The 22506-nt window shown below is 53.8% G+C and carries 13 protein-coding genes; 11 read left to right on the forward strand and 2 right to left on the reverse strand.

The features are described 5' to 3' along the window. Window positions 1-64: 64 nt before the first annotated feature. The gene (locus IDM49_RS08705) at window positions 65-1483 is read right to left on the reverse strand and encodes an NAD(P)H-quinone dehydrogenase (RefSeq protein WP_375546067.1); all 1419 of its coding nucleotides are present in this window, start codon (window positions 1481-1483) and stop codon (window positions 65-67) included. Between the two features lie 130 nt (window positions 1484-1613). On the opposite strand from IDM49_RS08705, the gene IDM49_RS08710 reads away from it, so the two are divergent. From IDM49_RS08710 to IDM49_RS08720, 3 genes are all read left to right on the forward strand, one after another. Continuing rightward, a complete protein-coding gene (locus IDM49_RS08710; RefSeq protein ID WP_190724219.1) occupies window positions 1614-2456 on the forward strand; it encodes a purine-nucleoside phosphorylase in 843 nt (280 codons plus the stop codon). Window positions 2457-2549: 93 nt separating this feature from the next. Continuing rightward, window positions 2550-4961, forward strand: a complete 2412-nt coding sequence (gene deoC, locus IDM49_RS08715) for a deoxyribose-phosphate aldolase (RefSeq protein WP_190724220.1) — start codon at window positions 2550-2552, stop codon at window positions 4959-4961. Between the two features lie 292 nt (window positions 4962-5253). Beyond that, window positions 5254-5730 carry a hypothetical protein gene (locus IDM49_RS08720; protein WP_168614251.1) on the forward strand — a complete coding sequence of 159 codons (477 nt, stop codon included), beginning with the start codon at window positions 5254-5256 and terminating at the stop codon, window positions 5728-5730. 197 nt (window positions 5731-5927) lie between these two features. Here the strand turns inward: IDM49_RS08720 and mfd are convergent, their stop codons facing one another. Continuing rightward, window positions 5928-9563, reverse strand: coding sequence for a transcription-repair coupling factor (gene mfd / locus IDM49_RS08725; RefSeq protein ID WP_190724221.1), 3636 nt, complete (start codon window positions 9561-9563; stop codon window positions 5928-5930). A gap of 342 nt (window positions 9564-9905) precedes the next feature. Here mfd and IDM49_RS08730 point away from each other — a divergent pair, with 342 nt between their 5' ends. From IDM49_RS08730 to IDM49_RS08765, 8 genes are all read left to right on the forward strand, one after another. Further along, a complete protein-coding gene (locus IDM49_RS08730; protein ID WP_190724222.1) occupies window positions 9906-11447 on the forward strand; it encodes a glycoside hydrolase family 68 protein in 1542 nt (513 codons plus the stop codon). Between the two features lie 447 nt (window positions 11448-11894). After that, a complete protein-coding gene (locus tag IDM49_RS08735) occupies window positions 11895-12791 on the forward strand; it encodes a hypothetical protein (RefSeq protein ID WP_190724223.1) in 897 nt (298 codons plus the stop codon). A gap of 134 nt (window positions 12792-12925) precedes the next feature. Continuing rightward, window positions 12926-15832: a fibrinogen-like YCDxxxxGGGW domain-containing protein gene (locus IDM49_RS08740; protein ID WP_190724224.1), complete on the forward strand. Its 2907-nt coding sequence runs from the start codon at window positions 12926-12928 to the stop codon at window positions 15830-15832. 883 nt (window positions 15833-16715) lie between these two features. After that, the gene (locus tag IDM49_RS08745) at window positions 16716-17456 is read left to right on the forward strand and encodes a CDP-alcohol phosphatidyltransferase family protein (protein ID WP_190724225.1); all 741 of its coding nucleotides are present in this window, start codon (window positions 16716-16718) and stop codon (window positions 17454-17456) included. Between the two features lie 3 nt (window positions 17457-17459). Further along, complete coding sequence (locus IDM49_RS08750) at window positions 17460-18386, forward strand: glycosyltransferase family 2 protein (protein ID WP_190724226.1); 927 nt, start codon at window positions 17460-17462, stop codon at window positions 18384-18386. Between the two features lie 8 nt (window positions 18387-18394). Then, on the forward strand, window positions 18395-19693 hold the full coding sequence (locus IDM49_RS08755; protein ID WP_228008058.1) for an O-antigen ligase family protein: 1299 nt from the start codon (window positions 18395-18397) through the stop codon (window positions 19691-19693). Next, window positions 19694-21172 carry a lipopolysaccharide biosynthesis protein gene (locus IDM49_RS08760; protein WP_228008059.1) on the forward strand — a complete coding sequence of 493 codons (1479 nt, stop codon included), beginning with the start codon at window positions 19694-19696 and terminating at the stop codon, window positions 21170-21172. 55 nt (window positions 21173-21227) lie between these two features. After that, window positions 21228-22487, forward strand: a complete 1260-nt coding sequence (locus IDM49_RS08765; protein ID WP_190724227.1) for a GumC domain-containing protein — start codon at window positions 21228-21230, stop codon at window positions 22485-22487. Window positions 22488-22506 lie beyond the last annotated feature (19 nt).

Consider the following 22506-nt stretch of genomic DNA (forward strand, 5'->3'; position numbering starts at 1 on the left):
CACTAGCGTCAGTACTTTCGCACTTTGGGAGTAACTTTTTATTCTCGGTGTCGAAGAGCCCGCTTTACAGCATCTGGTGCAGTTGACGTGCCGCCTCTGAAATTGAACCGCTCAACGAGGGGTAGACGGTAAAAGCCTCGGCAATATCATCAACGTGAAGCTTCTTATCCACTGCCAGGGAAATCGGGAAGATCAGCTCTGATGCGCGCGGTCCCACCACCACACCACCAATAACAGTGCCCGAGTGCTTACGCGAAATAATCTTCACGAACCCCTCGTTGACAGCCATCATCTTGGCGCGCGGGTTAGTGGTCAGTGACAGCTTGAAGATATCGGCCTGGTATTTGCCCTCTTCAACTTCTTTTTCGCTGACGCCTACGGTAGCGATTTCGGGAGCAGTGAAGATGTTTGCTGCTACCTGGTGAGTGCGGAGCGGCTTGACCGCATCGCCCACCATGTGCGCCACAGCGATGCGTCCCTGCATAGCAGCAACTGATGCCAGTGGCAGGACGCCGGTGCAGTCACCTGCCGCGTAAATATTAGAAACGGATGTGCGAGAGACGCGATCCACCAAAATATGACCGGACTCGGTGGTTTCGATGCCGGTATTTTCAAGGCCGATGCCTTCGGTGTTGGGAATCGAGCCCACAGCGATGAGTACATGGGACCCGGCAACCTTACGGCCGTCGGCAAGAGTAACAATGACGCCGTCGCCGGCTTCATTGTATTCCGCTGCCTCTGCACGCGAGCGCGGCATCACGGTGACGCCGCGTCGTTCGAAGACGTTTTCAAGCAGGGTTGCAGCGTCTTCGTCTTCGCCGGGGAGCACGCGATCGCGCGATGAAATCAGGGTAACCTTGGTGCCCAGTCCGTTGTATGCCGAGGCGAATTCTGCGCCGGTGACGCCTGAGCCCACCACGATCAGGTGCTCGGGAAGATCTTCGAGGTGGTAGAGCTGAGTCCAGTTAAGGATGCGTTTGCCGTCGGGTTTTGCGGTCTCAAGTTCGCGCGGGTGAGTACCAACTGCCAGCATGATGTAGTCAGCTTGGATGTCGTAGCTCAGACCGTTAATGTCGTCGACAGTGACGGTGTTGCGGTCTTTGACGCGGCCGGTACCGTCGATAATTTTGACGCCCTGTTTTTCCATTGCGCGCTTAATGTCGTTGGATTGCTGCTGTGCGAGGTTGAGCAAACGGGTGTTGACCTTGTGCAGGTTGGTGCGCAGGGCGTATTTGTCGTCGCCGTCGACGATTTCGATACCGAGTTCGTCGATTGCTGAGAACCTGGTCATCAGGTCGGCCGATGCGATGAGGGTCTTGGAGGGAACAACGTCGGTAAGGACTGCTGAACCGCCCATGCCTTTGCGTTCGATGATGGTGACATCTGCGCCGAGGTGTGCCGCTACAAGAGCTGCTTCGTAGCCACCGGGACCGCCGCCGAGAATGGCTATTTTGTACTGAGATTTATCGTTATTGAGTACCACACTACTTATTGTGAGACAAATGATAGTTTCACTCAAACCCAAACACATGCCCGGCGCGGTTTTTCATAAGCGGGGACAGCGATGGTTCGAGCAAACGGTGGGTACGCCCTGATTTTGGTAAATTTGATGCATGACTACTTCTGCAGATTCTTTAGCGCTGGCAACGAATGATCCGGCGCATCCTGCTCTCGCTCTCGCGGCGGAGGCAGCTCAGTATATTGCTGAGAAAACCGGTGTTGAAAAGCACGATATCGCACTGACATTGGGGTCAGGCTGGGGCGAGGCTGCGCAGCTCATTGGCGAGAGAACCCATGTGTTGGATGCGTCCGAGGTTCCGGGTTTTCATAAGGCAGCGGTGGCTGGGCACCCGGGTACGCTGAGCTCTATTGAAACCCCAAATGGTAAGCGCGCTCTCGTGATTGGCGCGCGCACTCACTACTATGAAGGACGCGGTGTTGAGGCTGTGGTGCACGGGGTACGCACCGCGGCGGCAGCTGGCGCATCGACCATGATTTTGACTAACGGCTGTGGCGGCTTGAACCCGAATTTCAGCGAGGGTATGCCGGTTCTGATTTCAGATCATCTCAACGGTACTTTCACCTCTCCTTTAGTCGGTGCGCACTTTGTTGATATGACCGATTTGTATTCACCGCGCATCCGCAAGATTGCTCAATCGATTGACAGCTCTTTGCAAGAGGGCGTGTATTTGCAGTTGCCCGGCCCTCATTATGAGACCCCGGCAGAGATTAAGATGGCGCGCACTTGGGGTGCTGATCTGGTGGGTATGTCCACTGCGCTTGAGGCGATAGCGGCTCGTGCTGCCGGCCTTGAGGTCTTTGGTATCTCGCTGGTAACCAACATGGCGGCGGGTATTCAAGAAACTCCGCTTAGCCACCAAGAGGTTATTGAAGCAGGTAAGAATGCTGGCCCGCGTATCTCTCGTTTGCTGGCAGATATTATCGGGCAACTCTAAGCCTTCTACTGGTGGGGTGTTCGCTAAGGCGAGGCACCTTATCGGTGAACGTCATTCACCCAAAATATCCATTGAATTTTCGAGAAAAGATTCATGATGAGTAAAGATATTGAACAGCTTGTTGAGCAGGCACGGCAGTGGATTGAGATTGATCCGGATGTTGCCACTCGCCGGGAACTTGAAGAGCTAGTGCAGGTGGTACAAGCAGATCCCGCATCAACGGCCGCAGATGATCTTGCAGATAGGTTCTCTGGTACCTTGCAGTTCGGTACAGCAGGGTTGCGTGCTGCCCTCGGTGCCGGTCCTATGCGCATGAACCAGGTAGTGGTCTCTCGCGCCGCAGCGGGTTTGGCGCTGTACGCGTCCCACCGCGCGGAGCAGGAGAATTGGGATAAGAAGACCGCTGTTGTCGGTTTTGATGCCCGCTACAATTCCGATGTTTTTGCGCGTCTTACCGCAGAAATCTTCACAGCGGCAGGCATTGAGACAACCCTGATGCCTTCTCCTCTGCCCACCCCGGTTCTGGCATGGGCGACCAAAGAATTTAACGCTGAAATTGGTGTTATGGTCACGGCGTCGCACAATCCCGCGAACGATAACGGTTACAAGGTGTATCTCGGCGGTAATGCTGTGCCTAAGGGCGAGCGCGGTTCTCAAATTGTTCCGCCCTACGATGCGCAGATTGCAGCGGCTATCGTTCAGGCAACTGAGTCAGGCACAATTGACCGAGCTGAAAGGGGTTGGAAAACTTTCCCGGCAACGATTGCCAGCGATTATGCAGAACGTGTGAGCGCACTTGTGCCAGCAACAGAACGCGATTTAAAGATTGTTTACACCCCGGTGCACGGCGTGGGTGCAGAAACTGCGGTAGATGTGCTGGCTCGTGCTGGTTTCACCGATGTTCACGTCGTGAAAGAGCAAGCTCAGCCCGACCCAGATTTTCCCACCGCAGCTTTTCCGAATCCTGAGGAGCCCGGCGTCCTCGATCTTGCAATAGATCTGGCTCAATCTATCGATGCCGACCTCGTGATTGCTAACGACCCCGACGCTGACCGCGCAGCTTTCGCAATCAAAGACGGTGCTCACTGGCGGATGCTACGCGGTGATGAAGCCGGTGCAATCTTTGGCGCTATTATGCTGAACAAGATTGATGATACAGAGAGCACTGTCTTTGCGAACTCTATTGTGTCTTCGCGTCTGCTCGGCGCCATCGCCCGTTCAAACGGCATCAAACATGTTGAAACACTGACCGGTTTCAAGTGGATTTCCCGCGTTGAGAACCTCACCTACGGTTACGAAGAAGCTTTGGGTTATTGCGTTGATCCTGCCAATGTACAAGATAAGGACGGCATTTCAGCGGCACTCATCATGGCAGAGTTTGCTCAAGAGGTGAAAGCTCGCGGTGGCGCGCTCACCGACGTCCTTGAGGACCTCGCTAGCGAATACGGTTTGTACGCTACCGACCAGCTGTCGGTTCGCGTTGACGATCTCTCACGCATCAAAACTATGATGTCTACGTTGCGGGCGAAAGCCCCGGAATCACTTGGGGGCTCCCCCGTGGTGGACGCGCGCGATTTAGCACAGGGATCAGCCGACCTGCCGCCCACCGACGGTCTGCTCTACCTCACGCAAGATAACACCCGCGTCATCGTGCGCCCCTCAGGTACCGAACCCAAGCTTAAGTGCTACATCGAGGTCATCCGCTCCACTGAGAACGGACTCGATGAGGCACGACAAGAAGCAACGCAGCTTCTTGCAACCATCAAAAATGATCTCTCCGAAGCACTCGGACTCAACTCCAAGGAGGAACCAGTGACCGAACTGTCATCACAGCAGCTGGCAGGAATGATTGATCACACTATCTTGGCGCCGAACGCGTCAGAAGCCGATGTATTGCGTCTGTGTGCAGAAGCTCGCGAACACGGTTTCGCATCCGTATGCGTCAACCCGGTATGGGCACCAGTTGTCGCCAAGGCACTGGAAGGTTCGAAGTCGCTTCCTTGCGTCGTAGTTGGCTTCCCCTTCGGTGCATCAGCCAGCGACGTTAAAGCATTCGAAGCCAAGACCGCTGTTGAGGCAGGCGCACGCGAAGTTGATATGGTCATCAACATTGCAGATGCGATTGCTGAAAACCGCGACGCACTTGTGGCTGACATTCGCGCAGTAGCAGAAGCAACCCATGCAGGCGGTGCAGGTTTGAAGGTTATCATCGAAACCTCTTACCTCAGCGATGCACAAAAGGTTCTCGCCTGCGAAGCAGCCGTTGAAGCCGGCGCTGACTTCGTCAAGACCTCCACTGGCTACTCCTCAGCAGGTGCAACCGTTGAAGACATCGCCCTCATGCGCAAGACCGTAGGCCCCAACGTAGGTGTGAAAGCATCCGGTGGTATTCGCGACCGCGCTACCGCACTTGCCATGATTGAGGCAGGCGCAAGCCGCATCGGCGCGTCCAAGGGCATTGAAATCATCGGTGCAGCGCAGGCAACCGCAGGCGATAACTACTAAAAAGAACCTTCGCTCACGTTCCAAGGCTTATTCAGAAGGATCCAGCTACTCTTCTGAATAAGCCTTTTTGGCGTGCTGTCGAGACCCGTACTAAGGGCAGGGTTCGGCGGCTTATCTTTCAGAACCACAGCCTGGGCCAAAGGTTAAAGCTCGGCGAGCACCGCGTCATTACTTAAATTTTTACTGACGCACCGTGCACAACCACCCTCAGAGTCCTATACTGGTAGATAGCGTCCACATACACTTTCAGTGAGCAACCACGCTCACGCCCACACGTGAAGAGGTAAAACTCATGGCTAAGGCAGAATCCGTACGCGCTGACCGCGTGAGCGCTCACACTGTTGAAACCGAAACCAAGCACACCACCGTGCGCGAAACCGAAACTCTGCGTAGCGGCACCGCAGCAACCTCAGCTGTTGCAAATAACGGCGGCTTCCGCAAAGAAGACAAACTGATCTCAGGTTCATCAGATGCCGATAAGCGCTCAAACGTTGAGTCACTGGGCGAGCAGGAAGGCGACTACTTCAACGGTGGTCACCCCTACTACTCAGGTACCCGTCACCTCGGTTCAAACATCCTGATGCTGGTCTTCTGCATGCTCGGTCTGCTGGCTACCTTCTGGGCACTGGGCACCTACCCCGACGGTGGCCCCTGGTGGTTTGCTGCAGCAATCATCTTCTACGCAATCACCTTCATGATTCCGACTCTGATTCTGCCTTCAAAGACCTCCTCAGAGAAGTACAACGGTGTAGAAACTCAGCTTCGCTAAATCTTTTTGAAAAACCTATAAAAACGGCGTCCTTCCTTTCAGGGGAAGGACGCCGTTTTTGTCTGTGCTTGCTGTAGGCGACCACTAAACCTCGGGATGACCACGTAAACGTCAAAGTACCACTCAAAATGCGCTGATGATGACGGTTTTGTGGTCACAGTGACGGTTACGTGGTCACAATCAGCGGGTATACGGGGTTACTGCTGAACCGGAGCTTTTTCAGCCAAGATCAAATCAATAAAGCTCTCTGCCCAATCAATAATCTCGCGGTCAACAAGATCTTTACCGCCCACGCGCGCCGTTTTAGGACGCGGCAACAGAATTTGCCAGTCCTCGGTACCGGGAATCTGCTTATACAGGGCACCGGGGTACATACGTTCAAGACGCATTTTGCGTGACTCCGGCAAATCGTTCACGGGGAACACACGAACCTTGGGACCCATAAGCTGAATCTCGCGCACCGCAACCTCTCTAGCTTTCAAGCGCAAGAGTGCAACCTGAAAAAGGTTCTCGGTAGGCTCAGGAATCGCACCGTAACGATCAACCAGTTCTTCACGAATCTCATCAAGAGCTTCAGCAGAAGTTGCCTGCGCAATCTCACGGTAAGCTGCCAGACGCAAACGCTCAGAACTCACGTACTCGTGCGGCATATGCGCGTTAATAGGCAACTCAATCTTGACCTCGGCAGGCGCTGCCTCTTCAGTGTCACCACGGAAGTTCGCAACAGCCTCGCCTACAAGACGCAGATACAGGTCGAAACCAACGCCCGCAATATGACCGGACTGCTCGCCGCCCAACAAGTTACCGGCGCCGCGAATCTCAAGGTCCTTCATCGCCAGCTGCATACCAGCACCCAACTCATTGTGAGCAGCCACAGCCTTCAAACGTTCAAGCGCCACCTCGCCCAGTGGCTTATCCACCGGGTACAAGAAGTAGGCGTACGCGCGCTCGCGTCCGCGCCCCACGCGTCCGCGCAACTGATGCAGCTGAGACAGACCGTAGTTCTGGGCGCCGTCAACAATCAGGGTATTAGCGTTGGATATATCCAGACCGGTTTCGACGATGGTGGTGCAGACCAGCACGTCAAAGCGGCGCTCCCAGAAGTCCACAATGATTTGCTCAAGACGAGACTCGCTCATCTTGCCGTGGGCAACAGCAATACGAGCCTCGGGCACCAGCTTCTGAATCTCAGCAGCCGTGCGTTCAATCGATGAGACACGGTTGTGAACGAAGAAGACCTGACCTTCGCGCATAAGTTCACGGCGAATAGCGGCAGTAATCTGCTTTTCCGTCTTAGCACCGACGAAGGTGAGTACCGGGTGGCGTTCCTCGGGTGGGGTTGTCAACGTTGAGGTTTCGCGGATTCCTGTCAGCGACATTTCCAAGGTACGTGGAATCGGAGTTGCCGACATCGCAAGCACGTCCACATTGGTGCGCATGGTTTTGAGCTTTTCTTTGTGCTCAACGCCAAAACGCTGTTCCTCGTCGATAATCACCAGGCCGAGGTCTTTGAACTGTGTAGATTCTGAGAGCAGGCGGTGCGTGCCAACCACAATATCGACAGAACCGTTCTTGATACCCTCTTGGATTTCCTTGGTTTCCTTAGCCTTTTGAAAGCGCGAAAGCACTTTGACGCGCACGGGGAATCCCGAGAAACGCTCATTGAACGTCTCAAAATGCTGTTGCGCCAGCAAGGTGGTGGGCACGAGAACCGCTACCTGTTTGCCATCCTGCACCGCTTTGAAGGCGGCGCGTACCGCAATCTCTGTTTTGCCGTAGCCAACATCGCCTGAGATGAGGCGGTCCATAGGAATCCCGCGTTCCATATCAGACTTGACGTCGTTGATGGCTGAGAGCTGATCGGGAGTTTCATTGTAGGGGAAGGCCTCTTCAAGTTCGCGTTGCCAGGGGGTGTCAGTGCCGAATGCATGACCCTTAGATGCTTGACGCGCCGAATACAGCTTGATGAGATCTGCTGCGATTTCTTTGACGGCCTTGCGGGCGCGGGACTTAGTTTTCGCCCAGTCGCTACCGCCCATTTTAGACAGCGTGGGTGCATCGCCGCCTACGTAGTTTGATACCTGATCCAGCTGGTCTGTGGGTACAAACAATCGGTCGCGCGGCGCTCCTCGCTTGGAGGACGCGTACTCCAGCACCAGGTATTCCTTCATGGGCTTGGGCTGGCCAGGCTTGATCATTGCACCGGCGATAGGGCGCTGGGTCATTTCGACGAACTGTCCGATACCGTGCTGCTCGTGCACCACGTAATCCCCCGCTTTGAGGCTCATGGGATCCACGGCTTTTTTGCGGCGTCGCACCGGCAACTTAGCGCTACGTAAATCCCGGGTGGTGTAGGGGCTTGCTTTGCCCAAGATGTCGGCTTCAGTTAGTAACCCGACTTTGAGCTCGTCAATCATAAAGCCTTTGCCAGCAGCTGCCGTGGTGAGCTCAACGATGCCCGATGCGGGTTCGGCGGTGAGGTCTTCGGTGCGCGCTGCTGGAACCTGTGCTTCTAAAAATACTTCGCTCAGACGTTGTAGCGGGCCCGGCCCATCGGTTACTGCCACGATGCGCCAGCCGTCCTTGACCTTGCGGGTTACCTCGTCAAGCAGTTCGGTCACGTTGCCGGCGAAGGAGTGCGGGACGCGGGCGTGGTAGGTGTAGACGTGCGATTCAGCGTCAGCTTCTTCGTCGATGCCCAGCGCGGTGAAACTCCACCAGCCCAGTTGCTTTGCCAAGGCGTCAGCGCGAGTTTGCGCAATCGTCCTAAAGCCGCCGGATGCGAATGCTCCCCCGTTCTGCCCTAAGTCTAGTGGTGCGTCGGTGCCGTCGGACGCTGATTCCCAGGCGGCAAAGAGGAATTCCTCATTGGTTTGCACCAAATCGTGGGCACGGGTGCGCACCTTTTCGGGCTCGAAGATGACAGGCAGTGAGCCAGCCGGTAGCAGCTCGATGAGAGTGGTCATCTTTTCAACGAGCAAGGGTGTGAGCGATTCCATGCCTTCTACATAGATTCCGCCGGCGATTTTTTCGAGCATGGCGGCAGCGCCGGGAAAATCATTTTTTAGGCGGGCTGCTTTACTCATGACCTCGGGGGTGATCAGTAGCTCTCGGCACGGCGGTGCAATAAGTTCTGTGGGAGCAGTTTTGGAGGCGATGGTGCGCTGGTCGGCTACGGAGAACCAGCGCATGTTCTCGACTTCATCACCGAAGAATTCGATGCGTACGGGGTGATCTTCGACCGGTGAGAAGACATCGAGAATACCGCCGCGCACTGCAAATTCTCCGCGCTTTGAGACGAGGTCGACGCGGGAGTAAGCAGCTGCTGACAGTGATTTTACGACTGAGTCGAAGTCCTTTTCTTCGCCAACCGTAAGTTCTACTGACTGCATATTTTCCAGCCCCGAAACCAGTGGTTGCAGAACCGATCGCACCGGTGCGATAACAATAGCGGGGCGGGATGCGGCGTCCACGGTGAGGGCGCGAATAACGTTCAGACGCTGCCCGACGGTGTCGCTTCGCGGTGACAAGCGTTCGTGCGGCAGGGTCTCCCAGGCAGGGAAAAACTGTACTAGTTCCGGTTCGATATATGACTCAAGGGCGACGCTAAGGTCTTCTGCCTCGCGGTCTGTTGCGGTGACCGCCAGGATGGTTCCGCCGGTTTCAGCACGCACACCCCGCGCGAATTCGGCGAGCAAAACGGGGCGGATGCCATCTACCGCCCCAATGACAAGCTCTTCAAAGCGTTCTGAGACGGGAACGGCAGCGCGAGAAACGAGCGTGGTAAATCGTTCATCGGTGTTAAGAAAAGCAGTTAGACCGCGCAGGCTCATGAACGTTCCTTAGTCTTGAAAACACGAGATGCAAAAAATAGCAAAGTTGCTTAGTTATTCTACTCCAGCATCGTGATTCTGGCGTGAGGATTATCCCTCAGCGGAATACTCTTCGGTGACGTTTTTCTCTAAAATTTCGACCTTCATCGCCACCGAGAGAATCACAAACCCCTAGCAAAGAGCATATTTTACTCCGCTACCAAAGAACGATCATTCATTTCAAATTGAAATATCTGTACACTGTTCGGCGACTTTGCAACTCATCAAAAAGCCTGCTTACGATAAATCTGCGTTATTTCATCAATCTCGCATTTTCATCAATACTACATACAAGGAGGGGCAATGAACGTCTTCCCAGAACGCATTGCCAACCATAGCCTTTCACGTCGCGGACTTGGCAAGTTGCTTCTTGCAGCAGGCGCAGCAAGCACCGCAGTTACCCTGTCCGGACGCACCATCGCATCCGCAGCTGAAGGTCCGCAGCCTACTGCCCACACACAGCAGGCATACGATCCCGTAAACTCTGACTTCCACGCACGCTGGACCCGTGCCGATGCGCGTCAGATTATGACCACCCAGAACGACCCCACCGTTGCAGCCGGCGAGAACTCCATGCCGCGGTCCGTCACCATGCCGGAAATCCCCAAGGACTTCCCCATCATGACCGATGAAGTGTGGGTTTGGGACACCTGGTCACTGACCGATGAATACTCCAACCAGGTTTCATACAAGGGTTGGGACGTCATCTTCAGCCTGGTAGCACCGCGCTCCATTCCTTTCGACGAGCGTCACTGGAGCGCACGCATCGGCTTCTTCTACCGCCACTCCAACGCACCTGAAGGCACCGAGTGGATTTACGGTGGACATGTGTTCCCCGACAACACCTCGGTTTCAACCACCGAATGGTCAGGCTCAACCCGCCTAATGCAGGGTAACAAGGTTCGCGTCTTCTACACCGCAACCACCTTCGGCACCCCGCGCCCCGGCACGGCCGCAGAGCCCGCAGTTATCGCAACCACCATGGGCCAGATTAAGGCAACCAAGAAGGGCGTCTCATTCTCACACTTCGGCGAGCACAAGACCCTACTTCGCCCCGATGGTAAGTGGTACCAGACTAAGGAACAGAACGAATACTTCTCATTCCGCGATCCGTTCACCTTTGAAGACCCCTACAACCCCGGCACCACCTACATGCTGTTTGAAGGCACCGGTGGCGGAGTTCCCGGCGACCCGGAAACCCGCATTGTTGAGGCAGACCTTGGCTACCGCGAAGGTGACCCCTATGCAGAGACCGCTGAAGAGGTCAACAACATGGGCGTCTTCTGGCAGCGCGGCAACATCGGACTGGCAGTGGCCACCAACAAGGATCTCACCGAGTGGAAGATGCTTCCGCCGATCCTCACCGCATACGGCGTGAACGACCAGACCGAGCGTCCTCAGATGATCATCAAGGATGGTAAGTACTACTTGTTCACCATTTCGCACCAGTTCACCTACGCAGCTGGCCTCCGCGGACCTGACGGTGTCTACGGCTTTGTGGGCGATGGCATCCGCTCGGACTTCCAGCCCATGAACGGCTCAGGCTTGGTTCTCGGTTCACCCACCGACCTAAACCTGCCCGCTGACCGCCCCGAGGCTCCTCAGCCAGGTCAGAACCCCCGCCAGTTCCAGGCGTACTCACACTACATCCAGCCCGATGGCTTGGTGCAGTCCTTCATCGACAATGTTGATGGACGCCGCGGCGGAACCCTGTCACCGACTGTGAAGATCAACTACTCGGGTGCCACCTCAGAGGTTGACTACTCCTTCGGTAACAACGGTCTTGGCCCCTACGCTTACCTGCCTACTAACAAGCAGAAGACTGGCGTTACTTACGTGAAATAGTCGAGCCGCATTAGGTATGTAGAGTATGATGCGCCCCGCCTTCTGGCACCTGCCAGGAGGCGGGGCGCTTTGCGCGCCGATTGCTGTCTCAGGCTAAAACAAGGAGGTTTTATTATTCCCATTACGTTCTCATTCATAAATTTATTAATTCAAAAATTACCGAATCGTAAAGTTTACAAAGGCACCTCCCAGGGACACTCCCCCCCCCAAAGCGACGCATAGTTCCAACTAAACAACCCTCAAAATCCAACTATTTGGTGGACAACTACCCCTGTTTCAATGACGAATATAATCACATTTTTACTTGTCATCAATACTTTTATTCCCCTCAAAAACGAGCTAATATACCAACTAGGGAAAAGCTAAATAACAAGGCACTTCACTTAGTTTTAGGGAAAATCAACAAGTGATGACAGCTCATTTAGCAAAAAATAATTAGGGGAATATATGAAAGAGCACGAGAACGCTCAGGGGAAAAACGCAATGCGTTTGAGAGCTCTCGTTCCGCTATGTGCGGCACTTACACTGGCAGTTGCAGGTTGTTCATCAAACAACGATGTTGCAACTAACGACGCTGCGGCATCAGCCTCGGCACAGACCTCACAGTCGGCTCAGGCATCCGGCTCTGCCACACCTTCAGAATCAGCTCAAGCATCAGAATCAGCAAAGCCTAGCGAATCCGCTACCGCCCAAGAATCCGATAACGCATCAGAGCAAGCTTCTGACGATGCCTCAGCAACCTCAGAAGAATCATCAGCTCCGGCGCAGAACAACGAAGATGCTCCCGCCGAGAACTATGAAGGCGCTGACAAAATCGCGAGCGCACCCACCGTCGCCCTCGATAACGCTGACGTCAACAAGACCAAAGATTTGTACAACTCATACGAGAACAATCTTTCATCGGTAACTCTCGACAAAGCAGCAAACGATCCTTCACAAGAGGAAGCAGCTCAAAACGAGTCTGAGGAAAACCAGGGCACATCCACCGGTTTTGGTCAGCTCAGCGAAGAGACCGAAAACAAAATCAATGAAGTTGCTACCGACAACGCTGCTGACGAGTTTAAGTCCTCGGCACTGGAGTACGGAATCAACGGTTGGAGCCAGGAAGGTACCTCAACCGTAGTGGGTGAGCCCAAGCTTACCGACACCGAATTCAACGGCCAGCCAGCGAAGCTTCTCGAAGTGTGCCTTGATTCCTCTAACGTCAAGGTCAAAGATCAGGCGGGTAATATCCTCAATGACACCGGGGATTCTCGTCGTTCACTCAACATCTTCACTCTCGTGAACGTAGACGGACAGTGGAAGATCGCTAATCACGATTTCCCCAACAACCCCGACTGCTAACACACTCCTCCACCATCTTTAACGACGCTTATTTCGAGGGTCGTTTGCAGGTACTGCGCGCCTTAAAACAGCTACCACTGGGACTAACCGCGATTTGGATCTGCTTTTCACAACACAAGTTCGAAAGAATTCACATGGAATTTCGTTCATCACTGTTAAAGTTTGGCGCCGGGCTTCTTGCCGTTGCGACAACTGCAACCGTTTTGCCCGCGGCATCTGCAGCGGATACCCCCACCAAGGTAGATGGTAAGACTAGCGCTACTGCTGCAGCGTCTTGCTATGAGATTAAGCAGAATGATCCCACCTCTAAGAGCGGTTCATACTGGTTGTACACCCCTCAGATGGATGCGCCTGCGCAGTTCTACTGCGATCAGGAAACCAATGGTGGCGGTTGGGTCATGATTGGTCGCGGCCGTGACGGCTGGACTGAGGACTACGTGGGTAAGGGTAAGGCTGAAGACCTTGCGTCAAACCCCGACGGCACCGATGCTTTTAGCCCTGTTCAGTTGCCTTCAACCACCGTGGATGCGTTGCTGGGCGGTAAGCCCGTCAACCAGTTGTCCGACGGTGTACGTTTTGCGCGTTCGTTGAACGCTGCCGGTACTGCAACTCAGAATGTGTACGCTAAGCGCGCTCGTCAGAGCCAGTGGAGCTGGGCGCTTCGCGCTAAGCAGCAGTGGGATAACATCACCTTCGATAATCCTTCGGGCTACCCCAGTGACTACACTCAGGACACCAACCTCGGTAACCTCGCGTGGTTCGACAACCGCTACTACCGCATGGACTTTACCACCGCGTCCAGCTACAGCTGGAAGTTGGGTTTCATTTACGGTTCATACGTCACCGGTAGCAACAGCGCATCTTCCTACCTGTGGTCAAACACTAATGGTGCTGGCTCACCTATGGCGTTCACCCAGGTGTACATGCGTCCTCAGCTGACTCAGGCGGATCTCGGAACTCAGCAGATCGCTGATACCGGTGCCGCAGGTTCTTCTAAGCGCGCACTGCCCAATAGCTACTCCGCCGCATGGAAGTGGCGCACCTCAGAGCAGACCGGTAGCGGCGCAACCGGCGAGATGAACACCTACATTCAGGCATTCGCTCAGGTGGGTAACACCGTATTTACCGGTGGCGACTTCAAAAACCTGAACTCCAAGTCCGGTGAAACTGTTGAGCAGTCATACCTGGCAGGTTACGACGTTAACACCTCAGAGCTTGTCCGCTCTTTCATGCCTAAACTCAACGGCCAGGTTAAAGCTCTTCAGGCTCTGCCCAACGGCAAGCTGGCAGTAGGTGGCGACTTCACCGAGGTCAACGGCGAACACGTTAACAACTTTGTTGTTCTTGATCCCACCACCGGTGCAATTGATAAAACCTGGAACTGGGATATCGCAAACCGCACCACCGGCGGCGTTACCCAGGTCAAGGCAATGACTGTACAGGGTGATTACCTGTACATTGCCGGTAACTTCACTCACGTTAAGGGCAACACCTCAGACGTGTACACCTTCTCACGCAACGCAGCACGCTTCAATCTGAAGACCGGCAGCGTTGACTGGAAGTGGCGTCCGAACTTCAACGGCACCGTTAACGGCATCACCGCTGCAGCCGATGGTTCCAGCGTCCACACCGCAGGCTACTTCTCAACCCTCAACGGTAAAGAAGCGTGGAAGCTTGCAGCTTTGAACTCAACCGATGGTCAGATGCTTGCGCCGTGGAACTGGCAGCTGTCATACAGCACCAAAGAAGCATCCCCTCGTACGGGCTTCCAATTTGATGTTGAGGACGCTGGCGATACCGTCTTCGCAGGCGGTGCAGAACACCTGATTTCTCAGTACGCTAAGGGCAGCTACGCTCGATTGAACTCATCAATCACCAAGAGCGGTGGCGACTTCCAGGATCTGACTATCAACAACGGTGTCATCTACGGTTCTTGCCACTGTGGTGACTTCGTGTATGAACGCGGCCAAACCTACATGTCACCGTGGACCGAAAACGATAACGTATATTCGATCCGCCTGACCGGTGCATTCGATGCTCAGACCGGTAACGTTATTCCCGAGTTCAACCCGAACGTTTCAGGTAAGAGCGGTTTTGGTATTTGGGCGAACTTTGTTGATTCAACCGGCACCCTGTGGGTTGGCGGCGACATCAATAAGTCACTCGGCGCTAACGGCGTTCAGCCGACCGTTGGTTTCGCTCGCTTCTCACCGCGTGACGTCACTGCTCCCGGCACCCCTGCTAACTTGCAGGTAACCACCGAAAATGGCACCGATAAGCTTTCATGGGGGGCATCTGCTAAGGGGTCAACCTACCAGATTCTGCGCGGTGATCGCGTCATCGGTACCAGCACCACTACCTCATTCGAGGTGCCTCACGTAGACGGTGGACGCTACTTTGTTCGTGCGGTAGATCAGGCGGGCAACTACTCAGCAACCACTGCTGTTGCGGTAGCTCCCACCATTGCACCGGATCAGGACCCTGTTCCGGCACCGGATCCCGTTGATCCTGCACCCGCAGATGCTTTCACCGGTGATCTGATCGCCGCCGGTTCTGACTGGGACTACCAGTCAGAAATCAATGAATTTGATACTACGTGGAAGAATCTGGATTCAACCACTACCGGCTGGAAGCACGGCAATGCTCCGATTGGCTGGGGTGATCCTTCAGTGAAGACCACTGTTGATACAACCGCTGATGGCATGCCCATCTCAGTTCAGGTGCGTAAGGAATTCACCTTGGATTCTGCTGTTCCAGCCAACAAGAAGCTGGTTCTTACCACTCGTGCTGATGATGGTGTAGTTGTTTATGTCAATGGTCAAGAGGTCGGACGCCAGAACCTGGTGCAGAACCCTAACCCGCGTCGAATTGCTGATAGCGCAGTTGATACTCAGTTCGCTGTTGAGAATCCTCTTGTAATTGATGTTCCTGCAGATCTTTTGAAAGAAGGCAAGAACGTGATTGCTGTTGATTCACATTCATATATGCGCAGCACCGCTAATAACACCTTCGATTTGCAGGCGACCTGGCAGAACAACTAGCCACAAAGCTGGTTGGTTCATCGCCTAGCCGGTGAACAGACAGACAAGCAAATGGTGGGGTCTCTACTCAAGTAGAGACCCCACCATTTTTATGTTTTTCCGGTACCGAGAACCTCCGCAAACCTGTGGTTCACAGCTCTCTGATCTTTGATAAAAAATTTCTGTGTCGCTCTCATCGGCTCACTAAAAATTCTTGTAAATCTTTAATAATCTGAGATAAACAAGTGTGTCTAAAGAGCCACCCTTCCTACCGCTGACTTCGTGTTTTGCATCCGCGCAAAAAGCCCCGCGTCACCACCTACCGGCTGCTGCAAGGGAAGAAACAACTAACCGAGTAGAAAAATATCGCACTATACGCAGGCGTTAAGTTAGCCCTATTTCTCGATCCTCATGCATATTTGAGTGGTTCATCTATTTATTATTTATTATTTTTCTTTGTTTCTTTAGTTGCAGCGACCAGGTCGCTCCCTATCCGCGCGTCGACCCCTCACTGAGCCAATCATTACGCAATAGATAACTCACCTTGAGCTATCAGCATTTTCACAAAATTTTATGACCCTACCACCAGCATCATAATCAGGACGCCCCCAACTCGGCTAGTCGCTGTTTCCGCTTGCCAACAGCGGTTTTCGTCAGGTAAAGGGAAATCACCTCACCAGGGTGGCGACAATGTAAAACCCGACACGTACCCTTATGTGGTCAATTAAATGCGTGTACACAAAACATTCATCAAAAATAAACAATTACAATAATAAGTGCATGTTTTGCGCGTGCATTAGCTTTATTCCCCTTTCACTCCCCCTTCCCCAAGGCAAGGTACCGCGCAAAATACTTACGCTTTGCACTTATATTTACGACTTTCGGGTTGAGAGGGAAATTTTCATTGAGTACAGCAGCACCACGTCCAACCGGTTTCAAAGACACGCTGGCTGCGCTAAATAGCGCGCAGAAGCCCGGCATTGGTGTTCCCGCATACACCCGCTGGATCAACCGCCGCATCGCACGCGTTTTCGCAGCCGCTGCCGTCAAGTTCGGCATCACACCTAACGGCGTTACCGCAATTAGCTCGGCGTTTTCAGTAGCAGGTTTGCTTGTTCTACTGTTTGCAGCACCAACTATCCTGACCGGTTTCATTGTCGCTCTGCTTTTCGCTCTCGGTTACGCTCTTGACTCCGCAGACGGCCAGGTAGCACGCGTCACCGGCGCGTCCTCACCTTCAGGTGAATGGCTCGACCACGTTGTTGACTCCATCCGCGTCCCGTCAATCCACCTTGCTGTCCTGGTAGGTTTCATCCGCTACGCAGACCACTGGGCATCCTCCGGCTGGAAGCTCTGGTGGTTGCCCATGGCTTTCACCGTTGTCACTGTCGGCCACTTTATGAGCCAGATTCTCGCTGAGCAGCTTCGCAATAACCGCAAGACTTCAGCTCCTCCGACAGGCGGCCCGTTGCGCTCATTCGTCAACCTGCATATGGACGCTGGCACCCTCTGTTGGATTTTTATTTTCTGGGGTTTCGGCACCGGCTTCCTCGTAGTGTACGGCCTGCTGTTCCTCGGTAACTTCCTCACCATGGTCGTTTCAATGCGACGCAAGTACAAGAGCCTTTCAGTTTCAGGAGAATAACCCATGACTACTTTGCCCTCAATCTCAGTAGGTATCGCAACTATCGGCTCACGCCCCGAGTTGCTTCGCACCAGCGTGCAGTCAATTCTTGACCAGGACTACCCCGGCTCAATTGAAGTCATCGTTTCTTACGACCACGTTGATATTGACCCTCTTGACGATCTGGTCATTCCCGAAAACCGCTCCCTGGTAACTGTTACCAACACGCATCCTCGCGGTCTTACCGGCGGACGCAACACCTGCATCGATGCCGCGTCCGGCGAGCTGATGGGCTTCTGCGATGACGATGATTACTGGTTCAACAATAAGATTTCTGCTCAGGTAGCACTGTGGCAGGCTCACCCTGAAGCTGTAGCAATTTCGTCGGGCATGACCGTTCGTTCTGGCGGTCAGGATATTGTTCGCCTGGCTCCTGAGCGCGCAACCTTCGATGATTTCTTGCTTTCACGCATCACCGAAATCCACCCTTCAGCTATGCTCTACCGTCGCGAGGACCTACTCGAAGGCGGCCTGATTGGCCCCGTTGATGAGGATCTCCCGGCTGGTTACGGCGAAGACCACGATCTCTTGTTGCGTGCTACTCGCTTTGGCGATGTTCTCTCGGTACAGGAATCTTTGATTCTGGTGCTCTGGGATCGTCCTTCATACTTTGCAGGTAAGTGGGATTCCATGACCGGTGGTCTGACCTACATGCTACAGAAGTTCCCTGAGTTCGAGCGCTCACCGAAGGGTCTGGCTCGTATTGCTGGCCAGATCGCGTTTGCACATGCTGCTCAGGGCAACCGTAAGGACGCTTTTGCCTACGCTCGTTCTGCGATTTCTCGCGACCCTAAGCAGCTGCGCGCATGGGCTGCCTTGCCCGTTGCTGCCGGCATTATTCCTCCTGCTACCTTGCTGAAGGCTGTTCAGAAGACCGGCCGAGGTCTGTAACAAGTACTATGCCTGAGACTGTTTATATTTCTCGCGCCAAGATGCGCCAGATGCGCCTTGCCCAGCAAATCGCTGCCCACGGGGTAGCGCCTTTGCCCGCCTGGCCTATCTGGGTGCTTCTGTACGGGTTCCCGATTGTCTGGGCGATGGGTCTGGGGCAGTTTATGCCCACGATCCTTGCTTTCGTGATGATTGTGCTGATGCTCATGCGCCGTTCTATCATTTCGCTTGGTCCGCAGTGGATGTGGGGCGCTTTGATTGTGTGGTGCATGCTGTGCGTTCTTGCGTTGGATTCATCAAGCCAGTTTTTGGGCTGGGCGTTGCGATTTATCAACATTTTCAACGTGGGTATTTACAGTCTGTACTACATGAATGCGCGTGAGCGTATTTCAGTGAATTCATTGCTTGGCGGTTTATTCACGGTGTGGGCTACTGTCATCGTGCTGGGCTTTGTGGGCATGATTATTCCCGAGGCTCGTTTGACCACGCCGATGTCTTTTCTTTTGCCGGGTTCTTTGACGCGAAACGAACTGGTTAAGGACTATGTTTTGCCGCCCATGGCTGAGGTTCAGCTTCCGTGGGGTGCGCCGGAGCCTTATATCCGTCCGTCGGCGCCCTTCCCCTACGCGAATAGCTGGGGGCTGGCGTACACATTTTTGACTCCGATTATGTTTGCGATTCTTGCGCGAACTAAGAAGTGGAGCACTCGCATCGTTCTGGGTCTTTTGATTCCGGTTTCGTTGGTTCCTGCTATTGCTACTTCTAACCGAGGTATGTTCATCGGTCTGGGCGTGTCGATCTTGTACGTGATTGTGCGTCAGGCTTTTCGCGGTAGCTGGGCAGGCGCTATCGCGGGCATTGTGGTTTTGGGCAGTGCGAGCTTCTTCCTGTGGGTTTCGGGTGCGGCTGCTCAGATTATGGGCCGTCAGGAATACTCGGACTCAACCGGCGGACGCGCCGCTTTGTACGAGGCGACCTGGAATGCCACCTTGAAGTCACCGTTCATTGGTTACGGTACGTCAAAGATGAACAACGCTATTGGCGTGTCTATGGGTACACAGGGTTACCTGTGGGCTTTGATGTTCTGCTTTGGGCTGGTGGGCTTGGCACTGTTCTTAGTTTTTATCGTTTCATCGGTAATTAGCACGTGGAACGTCATGTCAACGGCTGGTTTGTGGCTTCAGTCCCTACCGGTTGTGGCAATTAGTGTTTTTGTTTTTTATAGCTTCGACATTATGCAGCTGTCTGCTCTGATTTTGAGTATCACAGCGCTGTTGCGTTCGAAGGTTTACGGAGAAGGTTTGTAAGTGGCTGCAAAGTCTTTAGCTAAAAGCGGTGCGTTGGCGACGCTGTGCGTCATGTACGGTGCTATCGCCGCGTTTGCAGCTCAGTTGATCGTTGCAAACGGGTTTGGTGCAGAAGGTTCGGGTACCTTCTTTCAGGTGATGGCATTGTTCACCGTGGGTACCTCGCTATCTGTTTTTGGTGCAGATACCGGTTTGGTGCGCACCGTTTCAGCGCAGGTTGCTCTGGGACGTAATTCGGCTGTTCCGCGTTTGATTCGTTTTGCGACGATTCCCTCGGTCATCATCGCTTTTGTAGTTACCAGCGCCGCGCTGATTTACGCGCTGCCCATGGTCACTCCGGGGATGTCTGACACCTATCGCGCGGTGCTCTTTGCGTCTGTACCTTTCTTGGTCGCGTCCGCACTGATGACCCTGTGCTTTGGTGTTTTGCGCGGTCAGCATCAGGTCGTAACGTTCACTGCCTTGCAGAACGTTGTATTGCCCACCATTCGTGTGTTGGCTGTTATCGCTGTTGTTGCGGCAAGTGCCGGTGTCGTTTACTTGGCTTTGGCGTGGTCAACTCCGATTATCTTGGTTCTTTTAATTGCCATCTGGTTGGTCAAAAAGCATATGCCAACCGGCCCCGACACAGTAGCTGCTGATGCGCCTGCCGCCGAAACCTCAAAGTCCTTCTGGATCTTCAGCTCGGCACGCGGTGTAGCTACCATCGTGGAGTCAATTCTTGAATGGATTGACGTCATGCTCATTACCGCTTTCATGGGTGTTGCAGCCGGTGGTATCTATGGCGCTGTTAACCGTTATGTACGTGTGGGAGCCATGGTTGAGCACACCGCCCGTATGGTGACCGGCCCGTCCATTAGTGCGGCATTGGCTACGAACAATCTCGATCGCGCTCGTAGCATCTTCTTGAACACTACTCGCGCGCTGGTTGCTGTGGCATGGCCGTTCTACCTCACCATGATGTTCTTCGGCCCGGCACTTTTGAGCTTCTTCGGTAAAGAGTTCACGCAGGCAGCACCGATTTTCTGGATTATCTGTTCAGCAATGATGCTTGCCGCCGCAGCCGGTGGCGTTCAGTCAGTTTTGCTCATGAGCGGTAAGAGCCGCTGGCAACTGTACAACAAGCTGTCATCGTTGGCAGTTGCTGTGGTTCTGAACCTTACGCTCATTCCCCTGTGGGGACTTGCCGGTGCGGCAACAGCGTGGGCTGCTGCTGTGCTCACCGATACTGTGCTTGCTGCTTACCAGGTCTTCAAATACGTGGGTATTCGAGCCAAGGTCTCAGAACTTGCGCCGTCCGCTTTGCTCTCATTGGGCGTCGTCGGTCTTGGCGGCTGGCTTGTCAGCATGTTCTTTGGTCAAGAGCTTCTGGGCCTGATCATTCACGTATGCGTGGTGCTTGTTCTCTACGCGGTGCTGATTGTGGTCTTCCGTAAGTCACTGGGCATCGACAAGTTCCTGCGAGCACGCAAAAAATAGTTTTCTTTTATCAATATTCCAATAACTTCTACAATATTCAGGAGCGTGGTTAGTAATGGCTACTACAGAGCCCACCTACTCAACACGTGCTGGTTCACAAAGGGTTCAGCGTCACGAATCAGAGTACGCGGTGAAGCCCTTGTCGGTATCAGAACAGTTCCGTAAGATCGGTCGCCATAAGGGGATTTTCGCGTCCGTTCTTCTACTTTGCCTGCTGCTTTCAGCAATCGCAGGTATGTTCGTCAAGCCCTCATACGAGGCTAAGTCAACCGTGGTTGCATACCAGTTGCCCACCGACCCGGGTAACCCTAACACCATCGGTCAGCGCATCGATATTGAAACTGAATCTTCAGTTGCCAGCTCCAAAGAGGTAACTGACGCAGCCGCTGCAAAGCTCAACCCTGATAATGAGAATCTGGGCAAGCAGATTCGTAGCAACATGCAGGTTTCTGGTCACTCACAGACCGCTGTTATGGATATCTTCGTAACCAACAGCGATCCCCAGAAGGCTGCTGACATGGCGAACGCTGTAGCGCAAAGCTACTTGGACGTGCGCTCACAGCACATGCAGGACGCTATCAAGAGCGCATCCGATAACGCACAGGCGCAGATTGACGCTAGTGGATCGGACGAGGCTAAGAAGGTACTGAACGAGAAGAAAGCTCAGATTCAGGTAACTTCCACCAACCCCGGTCGCATCGTTTCGCAGGCATCAGCGCCTTCAGATTCTCAGTCACGCGGCATGCCGATTTACTTGGCAATCGGTGCTGTAGCCGGTCTTCTGCTCGGTGCACTTGCTGCATACCTGGCTGATCGCGGCAGCAAGAAGGTTGCTTACTCGGATCGCTTTGAAGAAATCAGCGCACGCAAGGTTTCTGTTGTTCCCGCGAACAACAAGGCAGAAGGTATGCGCCGCGTCCTGCGTCGCATCGGCGCTCCCGAAGGTGATCTGGCAGCTGCTGGTCTGGGTGGTATCACCGTTTACTCCACCGATTCAGCTCTCTCAAGCGAAGTTTACGAAGAGCTCAAGCAGGTTCTGCCCGCTAAGAGCACTAACTTTGCAACCGCATCAGCCTTTGAATCTATTGAATCTGGTTCATCGGTTAAGCGCGTTGTTGATGCTAAGACTCCGATCGTCATCGAAACCGCAGCTGATACCGACCTGTCTAAGCTGTTGCTTGCTGCTGAAGCTACCGGTGCCTTGCTTGTTGTCGCTAACTCATCAAGCAACCACCGCGAGCTCAAAGAGTTCTTTGACTCAGCCGACTTCTCAGAGTCAACCACTGTGGTGCCTGTTTTCTTAAACGAAAAATAAGACACACTAAAACACTAAA

The sequence above is a fragment of the Rothia terrae genome, assembly GCF_014705925.2.
Taxonomy (GTDB): Bacteria; Actinomycetota; Actinomycetes; order Actinomycetales; family Micrococcaceae; genus Rothia; species Rothia terrae.